The 19,814-nt window shown below is 30.0% G+C and carries 16 protein-coding genes; 12 read left to right on the top strand and 4 right to left on the bottom strand.

The window, feature by feature from the left end; translation table 11 throughout:
* Positions 1-34: 34 nt before the first annotated feature.
* Genes ACYU7A_RS14780 through ACYU7A_RS14760 form a run of 5 tightly spaced genes read left to right on the top strand, consistent with a single transcriptional unit; the run spans position 35 to position 4,852 of the window.
* Positions 35-1,174 (top strand): glycosyltransferase, encoded by a 1,140-nt coding sequence (locus ACYU7A_RS14780; protein ID WP_460577743.1) that lies wholly within the window; start codon positions 35-37, stop codon positions 1,172-1,174.
* Positions 1,162-1,815: a class I SAM-dependent methyltransferase gene (locus tag ACYU7A_RS14775; RefSeq protein WP_460577741.1), complete on the top strand. Its 654-nt coding sequence runs from the start codon at positions 1,162-1,164 to the stop codon at positions 1,813-1,815. Before ACYU7A_RS14780 ends, ACYU7A_RS14775 begins: the two co-directional genes overlap by 13 nt.
* The gene (locus tag ACYU7A_RS14770) at positions 1,812-3,431 is read left to right on the top strand and encodes a hypothetical protein (protein WP_460577739.1); all 1,620 of its coding nucleotides are present in this window, start codon (positions 1,812-1,814) and stop codon (positions 3,429-3,431) included. Before ACYU7A_RS14775 ends, ACYU7A_RS14770 begins: the two co-directional genes overlap by 4 nt.
* On the top strand, positions 3,415-4,284 hold the full coding sequence (locus ACYU7A_RS14765) for a decaprenyl-phosphate phosphoribosyltransferase (protein ID WP_460577737.1): 870 nt from the start codon (positions 3,415-3,417) through the stop codon (positions 4,282-4,284). The genes ACYU7A_RS14770 and ACYU7A_RS14765 overlap by 17 nt, the downstream gene beginning before the upstream one ends.
* A 1-nt stretch (position 4,285) precedes the next feature.
* A complete protein-coding gene (locus ACYU7A_RS14760; protein WP_460577736.1) occupies positions 4,286-4,852 on the top strand; it encodes an HAD family hydrolase in 567 nt (188 codons plus the stop codon).
* On the opposite strand, the gene ACYU7A_RS14755 is transcribed toward ACYU7A_RS14760, so the two are convergent.
* The 3 genes from ACYU7A_RS14755 to ACYU7A_RS14745 are packed head-to-tail and all read right to left on the bottom strand — an operon-like array spanning position 4,841 to position 8,172.
* Positions 4,841-6,118: an O-antigen translocase gene (locus tag ACYU7A_RS14755; protein ID WP_460577734.1), complete on the bottom strand. Its 1,278-nt coding sequence runs from the start codon at positions 6,116-6,118 to the stop codon at positions 4,841-4,843. The genes ACYU7A_RS14760 and ACYU7A_RS14755 overlap by 12 nt on opposite strands.
* Entirely contained in the window at positions 6,119-7,198 is a 1,080-nt protein-coding gene (locus tag ACYU7A_RS14750) for a DegT/DnrJ/EryC1/StrS family aminotransferase (protein ID WP_460577733.1), read from the bottom strand. It lies immediately after the preceding gene.
* On the bottom strand, positions 7,195-8,172 hold the full coding sequence (locus ACYU7A_RS14745) for a GNAT family N-acetyltransferase (RefSeq protein ID WP_460577732.1): 978 nt from the start codon (positions 8,170-8,172) through the stop codon (positions 7,195-7,197). The genes ACYU7A_RS14750 and ACYU7A_RS14745 overlap by 4 nt, the downstream gene beginning before the upstream one ends.
* A gap of 115 nt (positions 8,173-8,287) precedes the next feature.
* On the opposite strand from ACYU7A_RS14745, the gene ACYU7A_RS14740 reads away from it, so the two are divergent.
* The 7 genes from ACYU7A_RS14740 to ACYU7A_RS14710 all read left to right on the top strand — a co-directional run bounded on the left by ACYU7A_RS14740 (position 8,288) and on the right by ACYU7A_RS14710 (position 17,491).
* Positions 8,288-10,102: a T9SS type B sorting domain-containing protein gene (locus ACYU7A_RS14740; protein WP_460577730.1), complete on the top strand. Its 1,815-nt coding sequence runs from the start codon at positions 8,288-8,290 to the stop codon at positions 10,100-10,102.
* A gap of 71 nt (positions 10,103-10,173) precedes the next feature.
* Positions 10,174-10,962, top strand: coding sequence for a TrmH family RNA methyltransferase (locus ACYU7A_RS14735; protein ID WP_460577729.1), 789 nt, complete (start codon positions 10,174-10,176; stop codon positions 10,960-10,962).
* Between the two features lie 21 nt (positions 10,963-10,983).
* Positions 10,984-12,531, top strand: a complete 1,548-nt coding sequence (locus tag ACYU7A_RS14730) for a serine hydrolase (protein ID WP_460577727.1) — start codon at positions 10,984-10,986, stop codon at positions 12,529-12,531.
* A gap of 128 nt (positions 12,532-12,659) precedes the next feature.
* Positions 12,660-14,879: a RelA/SpoT family protein gene (locus tag ACYU7A_RS14725; RefSeq protein ID WP_460577726.1), complete on the top strand. Its 2,220-nt coding sequence runs from the start codon at positions 12,660-12,662 to the stop codon at positions 14,877-14,879.
* An 80-nt stretch (positions 14,880-14,959) separates the two neighbouring features.
* The gene (locus tag ACYU7A_RS14720) at positions 14,960-15,415 is read left to right on the top strand and encodes a Fur family transcriptional regulator (RefSeq protein WP_298302572.1); all 456 of its coding nucleotides are present in this window, start codon (positions 14,960-14,962) and stop codon (positions 15,413-15,415) included.
* 27 nt (positions 15,416-15,442) lie between these two features.
* The gene (locus ACYU7A_RS14715) at positions 15,443-16,714 is read left to right on the top strand and encodes an adenylosuccinate synthase (protein WP_460577724.1); all 1,272 of its coding nucleotides are present in this window, start codon (positions 15,443-15,445) and stop codon (positions 16,712-16,714) included.
* Between the two features lie 129 nt (positions 16,715-16,843).
* The gene (locus tag ACYU7A_RS14710) at positions 16,844-17,491 is read left to right on the top strand and encodes a hypothetical protein (protein ID WP_460577723.1); all 648 of its coding nucleotides are present in this window, start codon (positions 16,844-16,846) and stop codon (positions 17,489-17,491) included.
* A 320-nt stretch (positions 17,492-17,811) separates the two neighbouring features.
* Here ACYU7A_RS14710 and ACYU7A_RS14705 read toward each other — a convergent pair whose 3' ends face one another.
* On the bottom strand, positions 17,812-19,704 hold the full coding sequence (locus ACYU7A_RS14705; RefSeq protein ID WP_460577722.1) for an alpha-amylase family glycosyl hydrolase: 1,893 nt from the start codon (positions 19,702-19,704) through the stop codon (positions 17,812-17,814).
* Positions 19,705-19,814 lie beyond the last annotated feature (110 nt).

The raw sequence follows: 19,814 nt of genomic DNA, 5'->3' as shown, positions 1-19,814 counted from the left end.
TTTGTATTTTAGCAAATGTAAATAAAACTTTTAAATGCACATATTACTTGTTGGTGAGTTTAGCCGATTACATAATTCCCTCAAAGAAGGATTACTAAAGTTAGGACACGAAGTGGTCATAGTTAGTAACGGTGATGGCTTTAAAAATTATCCATCAGATTATTCCAATAGAGCATTTTGGTGTGAAAGCAAATTAGGAAATCTACCACGACAATTGATTTATAGAATTACCAAATTTGATATCTCAAAAATTGAACGTGGTCTTCGTTTCTATTTTCTTCTAAATAAATTAAAAGGTTTTGATTGTGTTCAATTAATCAATGAAGCTCCTATTCAAACTACTTCTAAATTTGAATTACATTTATTAAAAAAACTCTTCAAACAGAACCAAAAATTTTTCTTGTTATGCAGTGGTGTTGATTATGTTACTTTGAATCACATGCTTGATAAAAAGGAACGTTATTCTATAATGAATCCTTATTTTAAAGGGATTAAAGAATCGCTAATTCAATACGAATCGATGTGGGAATACAATTCAAAATCTCATAAAAAGATTCATGATTTTCTTTACAAAAAAATAAATGGAGTCATTGCAAGCGATTTAGATTATGTAAATCCTCTAATTAACAATCCAAAGTTTTTGGGAATGATTCCAAATCCTATAAACATTTCAACTATTGAGTTTGTTGAAAATCCTATTAAAGACAAAATCGTTATTTTTCTAGGCATTAATAATGGAAATTCCTATAAAAAAGGAATTCATTTATTTGAAAAAGCATTGGAAATTATCAAACAAAAATATGCTGATAAAGTTGAAGTTATTGTCTCAAGAAATATTCCCTATCAAGACTACATAAAACTATTTAATAAGGCGCATATTGTTTTGGATCAAATCTATGCTTATGATCAAGGTTATAATGCATTGGAAGCTATGGCTAAAGGAAAAGTAGTATTTACTGGTGCTGAAAAAGAATTTGAAGACTATTACAATTTATCAGAAAAAGTAGCTGTGAATGCTTTGCCAAATGTTGAAAATCTAGTAACAGAACTATCCTTTTTAATAGAAAATCCAAATGAAATTCAAGCTATTGGAATTCGTGCAAGAGCATTTGTTGAAAAGGAACATAATTACATTAAAGTTGCTGAAAAATATTTGAAAACATGGGAGAATTAATAAACCAATCAACTATTTTGAAGTACTTAAAAACTAAGTCAGCCGATTTGAGTTTTATTGATAAACTTAAAGTGGTTTATCGACCTTTGATTTGTCCGTTTGATGATTTACTTAACTACATCGAAAATGATGATTCTGTTTTTGACATTGGATGCGGTTCTGGACAATTTTGTGCATTGGTAGCCAAATTTACACCAGCAAATGAAATTTATGGAATTGAAATTTCTGAAACTCTTGTTCAAAATGCAAGAATTGTGAATCAAGAATTTAAAGACAAAAAAAACATACAATTTGAAACTTTCAATGGGATTGGAATTCCAAGTTTAATTCAAGATTATTCTAAAATATATTTGATTGATGTTTTGCATCATGTTCCAAAAGAAAATCAATTGGAATTTTTAAAAGAAATTTATTCTAAGATGTCAGTTGGAAGTAGGCTTATACTTAAAGATATTGATGCTAGTAGCTTATTACTTTATTTCAATAAAATGCATGATTTAGTTTTTAGTAGAGAAATTGGAAACGAAATGAAAGTCAATTTTGCTAAAAAAGTAGTTGAAGAAATTGGGTTCAAAGTTCTTAAAAGTTATACTAAAAGAATGTTTGTGTATCCGCATTATTTTTTGATTTTAGAAAAATGAAAACACTGAATTATAAGATAATTTTGTTTCTAATTATTTCATTCTATTGCTTGATTTTAAGTCAGTATGGAATGGAAACTTGGGATACTGGATACATGTCTAGTTTTGCTTGGAGAATAGTAAATGGTCAACACGTTTATGAAGATTTTATCTATAAATTTCCTCCTGTTACGATATATGCCCATGCTTTTTTTATGAAAATTTTGCCAGAAACTGGTCAGTTTTTTTATTTTAGAATCATTGCATATTTGAGTTTTCTTCTTCAAGTTTATTTTTTTGTTTCAGGTACTTATCTGATTTACAACATAAAAAAAGTAAACAAATGGGGTTTGATAATTTTATGTTTTTTAATATCTTGGTTAAATTTCCCACCCTATCCTTGGCCAACTACAGATGGGCTTTTGTATGCTTCAATCGCTTTTTGGATTGTAGCAAAAAACACTAAAGTTAATTTTGTAACACTTTTTCTAATTGCTTTTTTCTCGCTACTTTCAGCATTATCAAAACAATCTTTCTATTTGATTCCGTTGCTCATCTTGGTTTGGATATATCTCAGATATAACTTAAAAGCAAGTCTTTATTACATAATAAGTTTATCAATTTTAATAGGAATATTTGTCTTATTAATTTGGCAAATAACAACTTGGCAAAATTTTAAACAACAACTTAATGGAACTTTAGATTTAAGAGATTTATACATTGTTGGATTTCATCATTATGTATTTATGCCATTTAAGTTTTTTGTTGCATTAACAATTATTATTTCTACTAGCTTGTTTATCTACCTAAAAAAAACAAATCAAAAAATTGGTCAACTAACTCCATATCTTAAGAAAATAGCAATTGCATTTCTATTAGTTGCAATCTTTTTATTTTTGATTAATAAGTTTTTTGCGGCTTCTTTTCTTGCTTTTGATGCAGCCGTTATTGCCTTATTATATTCCTATTTTGAGAAAAAGAAAACTATCAGTTATCTATTTCCGCTAGTGGTCTTGATTGCGATATCTTGGTCCGTATCGATAAGTTTAGGTTATCAAACAACATTATTATTTGCCACAGGAATCATTTTGACTTTCATCACATTATTTGAAAATGAGGTTTCTATAAATCCGAAAAAGTATATTTTAATAGGATTACCGCTTTGTTTGGTAGCATTTGCAGCCAATAAAAATCCTTATCATGAAGATTCTATTTTAGAACTAAACTATTCTCTTGAATCGATTTCACCCAAGTTAAAATATATTAAAACAAAAAAAGAAACTTTTGAAAAACATCTAGAATTAAAACAATTAATTAAAAAATATGGTGAGAATTATATTGTAGCTCCAAGTATGCCAATGGCAAATTATTTGTTCAATACTCAAAGTCAACTTCCTGGAGATTGGTTATTGGACCATGAAATAGATGGTCAAAACGAAAGATTTATTAAAATTTGTTCTAATAAAAAAAATTATATCTTTATTGAAAAATCATTTGTAACTGGTGAAGATTTTAAAGAATCTACCATCAAGGCAAGTCCGACAGCTTGGTACATTTACAAAAAATTTAATAAAATTGATACAACCAAATATTTCATAGTTTACAATTCAATCAAACCAAATGAGAAATTACCTTAAACTCATAAGAGTTGAACAATATATAAAAAATGCGTTTGTATTTGCACCGCTTTTTTTTGATAGTCAGTTTCTAAATTTAGACAATTTGATTAATGTAATTTTGGCATTCCTATGTTTTTGCACTATATCAAGTAGTGTTTATATTTTTAATGATTATTTTGATATCAATGAAGATAAAAATCATCCCCAAAAACGTTATAGACCTTTAGCTTCAGGAAGTATTAGTATCCAAAATGGATTAGTTTTGATGCTAATTTTAATGATAAGTTCCATAACAATTTCTTATTTGATTTCTGTTGAATTATTTCTTGTAATCATTTCTTATTTAGCGTTAAATTTTCTTTACTCAAAATGGCTTAAACATATTGCTATATTGGATGTAAATATTATTGCAGTTGGTTTTATACTTCGTATTGTAGCTGGTTCAGTAGTAAGTGATGTAGTTCCATCGATTTGGATTATACTAATAACTTATCTATTAGCATTATTCTTAGGTATTTCTAAACGAAGAACTGATGTTATTCTTGCAGAAAATGGTAATGATGTTCGTAAAAATATTGAAGGTTATAATTTAATTTTTATTGATGTCATTTTAGGGATTTTGGCATCCATAATCATTGTTAGCTACATATTTTATTGTATTTCGCCAGAAGTTCAACTACATTATCATTCAAAATTATTGTATGTTTCCATCATTTTTGTTGTTAATGGAATTTTTAGGTATTTGAAATTGGTTTTTGTAGATCAATCAACCTATTCTCCAACTAAAATAGTATTGAATGACCGATTTATTCAATTTACAATATTAGGTTGGCTACTGTTGATGAGTTATTTATTATATTTCAGAAACTGATATGAGAACACTAGTATTGGTTGACTTTGACAAAACGCTTTATAAAAAAGATAGTTTGATAGAATTTACAAGATTCTACAAAGGAACTTTTCAATTAATAATAGGTTTTATAGCTCTTTCACCAATGCTTTTAAAATGGAAACTTGGAAAAATCTCAAATGAAACCGCCAAACAAAAATTCATAACATATTTTTTTAAAAACGAGCATTACAATTTGTTTTTAGAAAAAGGAAAACAGTTTTCAAACGAAAATATTCCGAGAAATCTTAATAAAAATATTTGGGAAAAAATTCAAAAGTTACAGGAGCAAAATGCAGATATTTACATTGTTACTGCTTCGTTTCGCGAATGGCTTTATGGTTGGACAGAAGAAAATAATTTAAAATTAATTACTTCAAAACTTGAAATTGTAAACAATAAAATTACAGGGAATTTCAAAACAAAAAACTGCTACGGAATAGAAAAAGTAAATCGTATAAAAGAAAAAATAAATCTAGAAAATTACGATAAAATTGTAGTTTTCGGAAATGGAAAAGGCGATTACGAAATGCTTCAGCTAAGCAAATAAACTTTTTCTAAAGTAAATACTCAAGGTGATAAAATAGATTGAATAAGTAAAAGCATGAGCCATTACAACTCCTTCAATTGAAAATTGGGAAACCAAATAGATACTACTAAAATACAATACAAAAAGAGAAAATAGCTCCGAAATAATGAACGCTTTAGTAAGTTTCTTAGCATAAAATTGATATCCTAAAATAAAAGATGCCGCTTTAAAAGTATCTCCAATTAATTGCCAAAAAAACAATTTTGAAACAGGCAAAAATTCTTTGGTAAATAATAAGTGTATGATAAAATCTCTTAGAAAATAGATTACAATCATTCCAATTATAAAAACTGGTAAAATTCCTTTGTAATAATTCCAAAAAAGTGTTTTGGTTTCTTGATTAGTTTTTGCTGTAGCTAATTTCGGTAAAAAATAAATAGAAATAATTGACGTAATGAACATAAAATAGTAGGAAGACATTCTACTCATTGCTTCCCAAAATCCTGCTTGTTCAATTCCTAAATTAACTATAATGTATTTTCTAATTGCAAGAAAAACCATTGGTCCAAATACGGCTGAAACCAATGCCATCAAAGAATAGGATGATAAATTTTTCAGAAAACAAAGATTGAAGAACTTCAAATCAATAGCTTTTAAAATCTTAATTTCTTTATTAATTGAGAAAAAAGAAACTAAAAACAAAACAGATGGCGTCAAAATAATTGATAATAAAGCACCTTCTGTATTCAATTTCCAAATCAATAAAATAGAAGCAATCAAACCAATTAAACTTCCTAAGATATTGACATAAATAACTTTTTTATAAGCTCCAAATCCGTTGATTGTTGCTATCAAAAAGATGTTTCCAATATAAAATGGTAAAGCAACAGCAAGTGACTTAAATACATAAGCATATTGATATTGATTGCCGAAAATTGAAGTATTCAAATATTCTGAAAACAAAAACAATCCCAAACTTATTAAAAGACAAGTGAATAAGACTGTAATAAAAATAGTAGAAAGTGTTTTCTTAAGTTGATTGTCATCCGATTTATGCTCGGCAACATATTTTACAACTCCATTTTCAAATCCGAGTGTAGCAAAAGCTTCTGTTGTTGTTAGAAAATTTCTCAAATTTCCAACTAAAGCCATTCCACTTGGACCAACAAAAACAGCAATGAATTTAGAGGTAATAAATCCAACAAAAATCTTGATTAAAATACTTATTGCATTCAAAGAAGTAGCTTTGAATAAAGGTTTGGACAGTATTTCTTTGATAAAACTCAATTAGTATTTATTTAAAATTGAAATAACAATACTAACTTCATCATTAGTCATAATTGGACTTATTGGTAAACTCAACACTTCATCATGAATCTTTTCAGTAATTGGAAATGATAAATTATTCCATTCAGGAAAAGCCTTTTGTTTGTGTGGCGGAATTGGATAATGAATTACCGTTTCAATTCCATTTTTTAGTAAATAATCTTGTAAATCATTACGGTTTTCAGTTCGAACAACAAACAAATGAAATACATGATTGTTAGAAAAATCCCAAGTTGGCAAAACTATTTTATAGTTTTTAATTTCAGACAAATAACGTTTGGCAATACTTCTTCTTTTATCGTTATCTGCGTCTAAACTTGGTAGTTTTACATTTAAAAAAGCCGCTTGAAGTTCGTCTAATCTGCTATTGATTCCAATAAATTGGTTGTGGTATTTTTTTTCTGAACCATAATTTCGGAATGAAAATAGAACTTTAGCTAATTCATCATCATTGGTTGTAATAGCACCACCATCGCCAAGTGCACCAAGATTTTTACCTGGATAAAAACTAAAAGCTCTTGTATGACTTCCTTTAAAAATTAAACCATGAGCCTGTGCAGCATCTTCAATAATGAGCAAGTCATGTTTATAACCAATAGCAATTATTTCGTCCATTTCACACAATTGACCATACAAATGAACTAACAAAATTGCTTTGGTTTTAGATGTGATTTTTTCTTCAATTAAATCTGGATTGATGTTGTAAGTTTCCAATTTTGGCTCCACTAAAACTGGAATTAAATCTGCTTGTAAAATTGCTAAAATACTAGCAATATAGGTATTTGCTGGAACGATAACTTCATCACCTTTTTGTAAATTTCCAAGTTGAATGTAAGCCTTAAAAATCAATACCAAAGCATCCAAACCATTGCCGACTCCAATACATTGTTTTGAACCACAATAATTGGCAAAATTAGTTTCAAATGATTTTACTTCGTCACCCAAAATAAACCAACCTTTATCTAAAACCAATTTCATTTTTTCTTGAAATTGCTCTTGATAACTTAAATTTAATTGCTGTAAATCGAGGAATTTTATCATATCAAAACAGATTCTAGTAATGAATAATTCTTTGTTTGAACTTCATAAAAATTTTGAATTACTGTTTTGGCTCCAAAACTTTCTTTCCAAAACAGCAAGCCTTCATTTATTTTTGTTCCTTGCTCTTCATTGGAATTATTAAAATCAAAAAAATGCTTGTCTTTATAAACTTCTGTAATCAAATGATGGTATAAATAATCTAAACTTCCTAATTCATTCTTATCCGAATTTCCAGAAACATACTGTGGATGTGCTACTTCATCAGTACAAAAAACTGTTGTTCCTGCTACAATTTTATCTTTGTCATACACGTTAAAATGACGAATATTATTTGGAAAACGTTGTTGCAATAAGGTAATTTCTTCAACCGAATGAACTGGTTTTACTTGATGTTTTTTATCTAAATTCGGAATTAAAATTTCGTTCCAAAACAACTCAAAATTCAATTCTTCTTTTATAATTAAACTATTTTTTTTACCTCTACGAATACTTTCTTTTCTGGTTTTTGAAATAGAATAAGGCTTAGTCAAATCGATTACAGAAAGTGAATCTCTCCTATTCAATTTTGCTTGAGTGATAAACAAACAATATTCTAATTCATCAGAAAAATAATCTAAATAGAAATTTGGTATAGTTTTAATAATCAATTTCTCAATCGAATTTTCATTTAAAAACTGTAAAACACCTTTGAAAATTGAAATAACTGAACTCAATTTAGCTTTAGAACTCAAAACTAATCCTCCATAAGTCAATCCTTGATGCGAATAAACTGTATTTTCATTCTTATTGGCAGGCAAAACTGCAACCAATTTATCTTCATCAAAAACCATCAATGAATAATCCTGAAATCGATCTGAATGATATTCCATGAAGTCTCTATTGAATAGAAAAGTAGCATTCTTGGCAACACTTATAAAAGTATTCCATTGATCAAAATCTGCTGAATTATATAATCGAATTTGGTAGTGTTTCACAACTAAAATTAAAACTTTGGAAAATTACACAATTATTTAATATTAAAACGAATTTCAAAAATAGTCATAATTAAAAATAATTGACTAATTTAGACATCATAATTGCTATAATTCTGTGAATCTAAAACTTTATTATCTTGCTTTTAGTATACTATTACTTTCTTTTTGCAACTGTTTTGGGCAAAACGTAACTTTATACAATCAATTTAACGGACGATTCGACTTCACTTTTATAGGAAATACCATGAATTTAGGTGAAAACAACATCACTTTCGGATGTGAAAATTTGCTTTTAACTTCATCAGACGCTACTTTAAATTTGAATTCCAATCAGATAATAGAGAGTGCTTATTTGTATTGGGCAGGCTCAGGAGCTGGCGATTTTAATGTGAAATTAAATGCTGTTGACATCACAGCTCAACGAACTTTTTCTAATATTTCAATAAGTTCAGGCCTTCCCTATTTTAGCGCTTTTAAAGATATTACAAGTCAAGTCATCGCAACTGGTAACGGAACCTATACACTTTCAGATTTAGATATTTCACAAACACTTATAAATGAACAAGGATATTGCAACAACAGAACCAATTTTGCTGGTTGGGCGATAGTAATTGTTTACAAGGAAAATAGTTTGCCTTTGAATCAAATTAATATTTATGATGGTTTACAGAGTATTCCAAATGCTTTGAATATTACGTTAAATAGCTTGAATGTAATTGATAATAACAATGCACAAATTGGCTTTATAGCTTGGGAAGGTGATAATGTTTTAGCTGTAAACGAAACCCTTAGAATTAACGGAAATACGCTTAGTAATCCGCCATTAAATCCTGCGAATAATGCCTTCAATAGCACCAACAGTATTACAGGAAGCACTACACTTTACAATATGGATTTGGATATTTATAACATTCAAAACAACATAAATATTGGAGATACTTCTGCATTAATACAACTAACATCTGGTCAAGATGTGGTTTTGATAAACGTTGTAGTTACTAAACTTAATAGCCAATTACCTGATGCTACAATTGCTGTAGATTCTTTTAATCAATCATGCAGTTCAAATGATTATACAATTGACTATACCGTTTCAAATCTTAACTGCACCAATCCGCTACCAGCAGCAACACCTATAGCAATTTATGCAAACGGAATTCTGGTTGGGCAAACGCAAACACAAAATAGCATTCCAATAGACGGAAGTGAATACGGACAAATAACCATCACAATACCAAATACAATTCCAACAGATTTTACCTTAACTTTCGTAGTTGATGACAACGGAAGTGGCACCGGAATAGTAACCGAAATAATTGAAAACAATAATACTTTTTCGCAAACATTTTCTAGTTGGCTGCCACCAAATTTTAACCTTCTTGAGTCTTTAACATCTTGTAACGAAGGATTTACTGCCGGCACTTTCAATTTTTCAAATTATGCCAATCAAGTTCTAACCAATTCAACTGATACTTTTATTGGATTTTACGAAACGGAAGCAGATGCAACAAACAATAGCAATGCAATAGCAAATACTTCAAATTATGTTTCAACTTCAACGCCAAAGAAAATTTTTATACGAATTGAAAATGACCACTGTTTCTCAATTACCTCATTTGATTTAACTACAAAAAACTGTCCTCCAATTATCTATAATTATGTTACTTCTAATAATGATGGTTTTAACGACACGTTTTTTATTGAAGGATTAAGAAACATTTTTGTGAATTTTGAATTAGAAATCTACAATCGTTGGGGAAGGCTAATTTGGAAAGGAACCAATCAATCAGAAGATTGGAATGGTGAAATTACTATTGGACAAACCATAAGTTCCTCATTAGCTTTAAAAGGAACTTACTTTTATATTTTAAACTTAAATGATGCTGATTACCCAAAACCTTTTGTGGGATGGTTGTATTTTACTAAATAATCATAAGCAAATTTTAAGACGGAATATTTTAAAATTCTCTGTAACTTCGCACCATAAACAAGTTATCGCTTTTGAAACAAATCACTTCTATACAAAATCCGTTAATTAAATCTTTAGTCTTATTACAAGAAAAAGCTAAAGCTAGAAAGCAATCAGGCACTTTCTTAATTGAAGGAAAACGTGAAATTGAGCTTGCCATTAAAGGAAATTATCAACTTGAAACTATTTTATTTCTTCCTGAATTAATTACAGAAAATGAAATCAATAAACTTGTTAAAAGCAAAGTTGAACTGATTGAAATTACCAAAGAAGTATATCAAAAATTAGCCTACAGAGATACAACTGAAGGTATTTTAGCTATTGCCAAAACAAAAACTTTATCGCTAAACGATTTAAAATTACCAGAAAATGCTCTGATTTTAGTGATGGAATCAATTGAAAAGCCAGGAAATATTGGTGCTATGCTTCGCACTTGTGATGCTGCCAATATTGATGCCGTGATTATTGCCAATCCAAAAACAGATTTGTACAATCCTAACATTGTTCGTTCAAGTGTAGGATGTCTTTTTACCAATCAAATTGCCACAGATACTACCGAAAATGTAATACAATTTTTAAAAGACAAAAAAATTGCTATATTTGGTGCCACATTACAGAACTCCAACTTCTACCATACTCAAGATTATACTACAGCTAGTGCATTGGTTGTAGGTACAGAAGCGACTGGCTTAACACAAGCTTGGCGCGATAATGCTACCCAAAACATCATCATTCCGATGCAAGGCGAAATCGATTCTATGAATGTCTCTGTAGCTTCAGCTATTTTATTATTTGAAGCCAAAAGACAAAGAGGATTTTGATTTTCAACTTAAATTTATACCATGAGAAAATTATTTTTTACTGCAATTTCAACTATTACATGCGCTTTATCGTTTGCACAAATTTCTGAATCTAAACTAGATGATGTTGTAAACAGAACTATGAAAACCTTTAACGTACCTGGAATTGCTGTTGCAATTGTAAAAGATGGAAAAGTAGTTATCTCTAAAGGTTATGGTGTAACCAATATAAATACTCAGAAAAAGGTTGACGGAAATACACTTTTCGGAATTGCCTCCAATAGCAAAGCATTTACATCAGCAGCATTAGCAATGCTTGTAGATGAAAAAAAACTTGATTGGGATGATAAAGTCATCAAATACATACCTGAATTTAAAATGTATAATGATTTTGTTACTAATGAATTCACAATAAGAGATTTATTAACTCACAGAAGTGGATTAGGATTGGGTGCTGGTGATTTAATGATTTGGCCAGATGGACATGATTTTACCCCAAAAGATATCATCAAAAACATTCAATATCTAAAACCAGTTTCATCTTTTAGAGCGCAATACGATTATGATAATTTACTTTACGTAATTGCTGGTGAAGTTATTGAACGAGTTTCAGGAACATCATGGTGCGAATTTGTTGAAACACGTATCATGAAGCCTCTACAAATGAACAATAGTGCTGCTTCTTGGAACAGACTAAAAGACACTACAAATACTATCGTTCCCCACGTACCTACCAATGGAAAATTAGAAATTATAAAACGATATACCAATCCGATTTTTGATGCTGCAGCAGGAATTTACGCTAGTACAAATGACTTAAGCAAATGGGTTATTGCTCAACTTAACAAAGGAAAATACGGCACCAACAATCAATTATTTAGTCCTGAAGTTCATGAAGAAATGTGGTCACCACAAACGATTCTTCCGATTCATGGCATGAAACCCTACAGTTGCAACTTCAAAGCCTATGGACTAGGATGGCAATTATCAGATATTAATGGTCATTTACAAGTATCACACACTGGAGGATTGGATGGAATTGTTACTCAAACCATCATGTTTCCAGACATTCAACTTGGTATTATTGTATTAACCAATCAACAATCTGGAGCTGCTTTTAATGCAATTTCAAATACAATAAAAGACAGTTATTTGGGTCTTAAAAATCCCGATCATGTAATTACATTAAGTGAAGAACGAAAAAACAGAGAAGAAAATGCAGATAAAATTACAGATGAAGTTTGGAAAACTGTAAATCAAAATAGTATTACTCGTGTAAAAATTGATTTTACAAAATATATCGGAACTTATAATGACAAATGGTTTGGAGAAGTTTACGTTTATGTAAAAAATGGAATCTTAAATTTTAAATCTAAACGTTCACCAAGACTTTCAGGAACCATTTTATTTTACAAAGACCAAAACTTTGTTGTGAGATGGAACAACAGAAGTTTTAATGCAGACGCTCATATTTTCTTCGAACTTGATGCAGAAGGAAAAGCTATAAAATTTAAAATGAAAGCTATATCACCACTTACTGATTTTAGTTATGATTTTCACGATTTAGACTTCTCAAGAATAGATAACTAAATCCAAAATTTTCACACTAAACTTGTTTAGTATTCAAATCCAAATTCTGAAAAAAATATCGGAATTTGGATTTTTTTTATTGCAATTTCAATAATATTTCTTATTTTTAGCTAATTGAAGAATTTGCTATGACAGAGATCGATTTAGAAGAAGAAAAAAAAGCATTAGCTCGCGAATACAAAGAGTTACTTCGCATTAGTTATCAAACACTTACACCTGAAGACAAGAAACTCATACGTAAAGCATTTGATGTAGCTGTTGATGCACACAAAGACCAACGCAGAAAATCTGGTGAAGCCTATATCTTTCACCCTATTGGTGTTGCTAAAATCGTAGCTTCTGAAATCGGACTCGGACCAACAAGTATAGCTGCAGCTTTAATGCATGATGTTGTAGAAGATACCGAAATTACAGTCGAGGATATTGAAAAAATGTTTAATCCAAAAATTGCTCAAATTGTAGCTGGATTAACTAAAATATCTCAAGTAAAGAAAGACTTGAACATCTCAATGCAAGCAGAAAACTTTCGTAAAATGTTGCTTACATTGAACGATGATGTTCGAGTAATTCTTATCAAAATTGCTGATAGATTGCACAATATGCAAACTATGGATTCGATGCCCGATTACAAACAAGTCAAAATTGCTTCGGAAACATTATACATCTACGCACCTCTTGCCCATCGTTTAGGACTATATAATATCAAAACCAAATTGGAAGATTTAGGTTTAAAATATACAGAACCTGCTGTTTATAATGATATCGTCAGTAAAATAAAAGAAACTAAGGAAGAGCAAGACGAATACATTAAATTGGTTTCTGATGTATTAAAAAAATCACTTGACGAAGAAGGTGTTGAATACACAATGAAAGGTCGTCCGAAGTCTATATATTCTATTCGCCGTAAAATGTTGGCTCAAAATGTCAGTTTTGATGAAGTTTATGACAAATTTGCTTTGCGAATCATATACAAATCGAATGCACACGACGAAAAATTCTTGGCTTGGAAAATTTATTCCATCATTACCGATCATTATCGTCCAAGTCCAAGTCGTTTACGCGATTGGATTTCATCACCAAAATCATCTGGCTATGAAGCACTACACATTACTGTAATGGGACCAAAAGGTCGCTGGGTAGAAATTCAAGTGCGAAGTGAACGAATGGATGAAATTGCCGAAAAAGGATACGCAGCGCATTACAAATACAAACAAGGTGCAACCGAAGAAAATGGTTTAGATGTTTGGTTAAACCTACTTAAAGAAGCACTTGAAAACTCTGAAACCAATGCAGTTGATTTTGTAGAGGATTTCAAAATGAATCTCTATGCTAAAGAAATCTTTGTCTTTACACCCAAAGGTGAAATTAAATCATTACCAAAAGGTGCCACTTCATTAGATTTTGCATTCAGTATTCACTCCGAAATTGGAATTAAAACTAGAGGAACTCGTGTTAATGGAAAATTAGTGCAACTAAACCACGAATTAAAAAGTGGTGACCAAATTGAAGTAATAACATCAGTCAATCAAAAACCAACAATGCATTGGCTAGATTATGTTACCACTTCGAGAGCAAAAAACAAAATTAGAAGTGTTCTCAATGAAGACACTAAGAAAATAGCCGAAGAAGGAAAAGAACTTCTAACAAGAAAATTAAAACATTTAAAAATTACTTTAAATGAAACTGTTGTAAATGAATTGGTAAACTTTTTCAAACTGAAAACAAGTTTAGATTTATTTTATCGTGTTGGTATTGGCGCTATTGAAAATCAACAATTAAAAGATTTTGCTGCTCAAAAAAGTAATACACTAATCAATTTCTTTAAAAACAAAATCAAACGTTCTCCAAACTCTAATGTTGAAGACATCAACAGACAAGAACTAACCAGTAATTATGATTTATTGGTTTTTGGAAAAGAACAAGACCGATTAGATTACAAATTATCAAGTTGTTGTAATCCAATTCCTGGTGATGAAGTATTTGGATTTGTAACCATTAATGAAGGCATAAAAGTGCATAAAAAAGACTGTCCAAATGCTATTGCATTACAATCTAACTATGCCTACAGAATCATGATAGCCAAATGGATTGACTCCTCACAACAAGAATTTAAAGCCGTATTAAAAATTACCGGAATGGATACTTTAGGTTTGACTAATGAACTTACAAAAGTAATTTCAAATCAAATGCACGTGAATATCCAAAGCATTTCCTTGAGTGGTGAAGCTGGAATTTTTAATGGACAAGTGACGGTAGTTGTACAAAATAATACCATCCTGAAAAAACTAATTGATAACATTAAAAAAATTGATGGTATCGAAAAAATTTCAAGGGTTTACAAGAACTAACAAGATTATCAACAACTAGTTTATAACTTTTAAACTCATAAAGTTTCATACTTATAAACTATAATTTATCTTTGCGCATTATGACACAAATAGCATCAGATAATACAAAAAATCAAGAAACAGTAAAGAACGTTTTTACTGCCTATCTTGAAAACAAAGGACACCGTAAAACGCCTGAACGCTACGCTATTCTTCAAGAAATTTATAATAGTCAAGAACATTTTGATATAGAAAATTTGTACATCAAAATGAAAAATAAAAACTATCGTGTTTCAAGAGCAACGCTTTACAACACTATCGAATTACTTTTAGATTGTGGCTTAGTAAGAAAACACCAATTTGGTCAAAATCAAGCGCATTACGAAAAGTCATATTTTGATAAACAACACGATCATATTATTATGACCGATTCTGGTGAAGTAATTGAGTTTTGTGACCCAAGGATTCAAACTATTAAAAAAACTATGGAAGAAATTTTTGGTATCGAAATCACTAATCACTCCTTATATTTTTACGCAAATAAGAAAAAAGAATAAACTAACTACACAATAAACAACAACACAATGACCGTAGATTTACTACTCGGATTACAATGGGGTGACGAAGGAAAAGGAAAAATCGTTGACGTACTTACCTCAAAATACGATATTATTGCACGTTTTCAAGGTGGTCCAAATGCTGGACATACTTTAGAATTTGACGGAATAAAACACGTTTTGAGAACCATTCCTTCTGGAATTTTTCATGATAACAATATCAATATTATTGGAAATGGAGTCGTAATTGATCCTGTAGTTTTCAAAAGTGAAATCGATGGTTTAGCAAAATTCAATTTGGATATCAAATCTAAATTAATCATTTCGAGAAAAGCACATTTAATTCTTCCAACACATAGATTACTTGATGCAGCTTCTGAAGCTTCTAAAGGTAAAGCTAAAATTGGTTCTACTTTAAAAGGAATTGGTCCAACTTATATGGACAAAACTGGTAGAAACGGAATTCGTGTTGGAGATATCGAATTAGAAGATTTCAAAGAACGTTACAGAGCTTTGGCAGACAAACACGAAGCCATGATAGCTTTCTACAATGTTGATATTCAATACAATTTACCTGAATTAGAAAAAGAATTCTTTGAAGCCATCAAAGATTTACAAAAATTGACTTTCATTGACAGTGAAGAATATTTGGCGCAAGCACAAAAAGCAGGAAAATCAATTCTTTGCGAAGGCGCACAAGGTTCGTTATTAGATGTAGATTTTGGAACGTATCCATTTGTAACATCATCTAATACAACTGCCGCTGGGGCTTGTACTGGTTTAGGAATTGCACCAAATAAAATCAAAGAAGTTTACGGAATTTTCAAAGCTTATACGACTCGTGTGGGTTCAGGACCATTTCCTACAGAAGATTTTGGCGATGCTGGTGATGTTATGGCAAGTGTTGGAAACGAATTTGGCTCAGTAACTGGAAGAAAAAGACGTTGTGGTTGGTTGGATTTAGTTGCCTTGAAATATGCAATTCAAGTGAATGGCGTAACGCAATTAATGATGATGAAAGGTGATGTATTATCGGGATTTGAAACCTTAAAAGTAGCTACAGCTTACAACTACAAAGGTGAAGTTATCCAACATTTACCTTACAACATAGAGGAAGAAAACGTAACACCAATTTACACGGAATTCAAAGGATGGCAAGCCGATTTAACAGGTTTAACCACATTTGATAGTTTACCAAAAGAACTAAAAGACTACATCGAATTTATAGAAAAAGAAGTCGAAGTACCAATAAAAATAGTTTCTGTAGGACCAGATAGAAAACAGACAATTTTAAAGTAATAAATAGAAATCCCAAATTTGAAGTTTGGGATTTTTTTTAAAGATTTACTGTATATTTATTTAAAAATAAGTTAAATTCGTTAATACTTTATTCTAAGTAAAATTAGATTTATTCAAAAACAAGAAAAAATGATTGAAACTCTTGGAAATTTCGTTGGATTAATTTTAGATAAATCTAAAAGGTGGAAGTATAAAGTTGCAATCATTATTTCATTCATTTCAATTGTATTCATAATTGATTTTGTTTTCAAAATAAGTTACAATCATTATTTATCAAACAAACTTGAAAACCTTGAAAAAATTCAAGTATTGAAAAAAGAATATGCTAGTAACAAAAATAAATTAACTAAACTATTAGTAATTGAAAATGAAATTTTTTACGAGACACATTACTCTGATTATTTAAAAATAGAAAATTTATCAATATCAAACCTTTTTGAGAAAAAAAATCCATCCAAAATTAAGAATAAAGAAGTAAATGTTGTAGATATTAGATCATATATTTTGATGTTTATAAGTTCTAGTGCAGTTTTCATTATTATTATAATATCATTAATTTTTATGATATTTAAAGAAGGAAAAAATTTAAAGTCAACTTTAAATTGGTTTTCAACACTAATAGTTTTTTTAATATTAAGTATTATTGCTACTTGGTTTGCATACCAAATACCTATTATCTTAGGATTACCAATATTGAATTACATTATGAATTTCATAATACATTGTTGCTTCATTTACTTTATAATGAAACTTAACAACAAATTCAATATTAACTAAATCGATAGTTCAGATATGCTTTACAATCATATTACATTAATTAAATATATATTATTATGTCGGCATACGATATTAGATTTTTAGGTGGATTTGTAATCTGGATTTTTAAAGGATTTAAAGGTTCATTACAAAAAAGTGTCGATAATAATTATTCCATTTCTTTTGTTGTAGGAATGATAACAATATTCATTGTATTTATAATCTTTTATCTATTGTACGCTAAAAATTTTTGTGGATATTTTTATTGACTATTCAAAGGATTTCAAACTAAAAAACCCTTCCATAACTGAAAGGGTTTTCAATTTTATATAATTCTTTAACTACATTTTCAAAATAAAACTCTCGCTGCCTTTCAAACTAATTTTTACAGTTCCTACTCCATTGGTTACTTTTAAAGTATGAGCAACACCATAAAGTTGTTCTGTCAACAAATACGTTCCATCTTTAAGTTTCCATTCCTTAATAACATCGGCTGGAATTTTTAAATCAAACATTTCGTTGGTGTCAGGCGATAAATTAGAAACAATAATCAGTTTTTCATTAGCCGACCAGCGTACAAAAGAATACACATTTTGACCATATGTAGAAGAATCTTGTCTATTCACAGACTGAATTTCTTGAAATTTACCCATCAATGCCTCACTTTTGATAGTGAAATTCAACAAACGTTTGTAAAAATCTCTCAGTTCTTTTTCGCTTTTAGACAATTGACCTCCATCAAATTTACCATTATTCATCCATCGTTGGTGATTAGGAACGCCTACATAATCAAAAATTGAAGTTCTAGAACGTCTACCAAAACCTGCATCTTCGTTCCCTGCCTCACCTACTTCTTGTCCGAAATAAATCATTGTTGGAGAAGAACTCAACGTAGTAGAAATCACCATTAAAGGTTTTCCTTTTTCACCGCTTCCAGCAAATTCTGGACTTGCCAATCGTTGTTCGTCATGATTGTCAAGAAAGTGCAACATATGATGCTCAATATCTCTCATTCTGTTTTGAATATCAGTCAATCCATCAGGAGTTGTTTTTCCGTGAATAACGGCTTTTAAATGATCATAAGTTTCAACTTTGTCATACAGATAATCCATTTTTCCTAAGAAAATATAATTTCTATATTCATTTGGATTATAAACTTCTGCCAATAAAAAAGCATTCGGATTTTTCATTTTAATGGACGAATTCATATAACTCCAAAACTCGTAAGGAACCATTTCTGCCATATCGTAACGGAAACCATCAACGCCTTTTGCTGTCCAATACAAAGCAATATCTCTAAATTTTTCCCATGAACTTGGAACGTCTTTATCTTTCCAAAAATCGAAATGTTCTTTATAAGATTTCTTTTCAAAACCATTTGGAAGTTCAGGAAAATCTTTAGAACCATCAGGACGAATTCCGTAATTTACTTTTACCGTTTCATACCAATCGTTGATGTCTGGTTTTGCCAAACGCGAACCGTTTCCTGTCCATTTCGCTGGATATTCATCAAACTTACTATCAATCAACGGATTGCTTTCTCCATTCAAAGGACGATAATCATCTGATGTTGGCACTTCAAATCGTTGCTCTGGAATATAGTAAAAGTTGTTATTTCTATCATATTCAACCGATATATTATCCTCAGCTCCAAAGTCTTTCACACCTTTTGGATTATTTTTTCCTTCATATTTTCTAGCAATATGATTAGGAACAATATCAATCAATAGTTTCAAACCATTTTTATGCGTACGAGCAATTAATGCCTCAAATTCTTGCAAACGATTGACAGGATTAACAGCTAAATCTGGATTTACACTATAATAATCTTTCACTGCATAAGGCGAACCTGCTCTACCTTTCACTACTTCTGGATCATCATTTGAAATTCCAATATTGGTATAATCTCTCACCAAAGCATGATGCGGAACTCCTGTATACCAAATATGTGTAACTCCAAGATTTTTAATTTCTTGCAAAGCTTTGTCTGTAAAGTCGTTAAACTTACCTACTCCATTTTCTTCGATTGTTCCCCAAGGTTTATTGGCTGTATTTGTATTTCCAAACAATCTTGTAAAAACCTGATATACAACTTTCTTCTTCTCTGCAGGAGTCACTTTCTTCTTATCCACAATGGTAACTTTTTTATTTTTGGCGGTTGGTTTACTTTTTTTATTTTGAGCATTGACAGTTAGTGATAATCCAATCAAAGCGAGCAATAAGACTTTCTTCATAATGAGTACTATTTACGGTAACATGATTCAACAAATATAAAAATTTGAAAATCATTTCAAACTACTAATAAAAAAAACTTAATAAACATTTGTGCTGATTCTAATTTCAT

Source organism: Flavobacterium koreense, from assembly GCF_054776075.1.
Note: the sequence above shows the minus strand (reverse complement) of the source record. Positions and strands in the feature narration are given on the sequence as shown.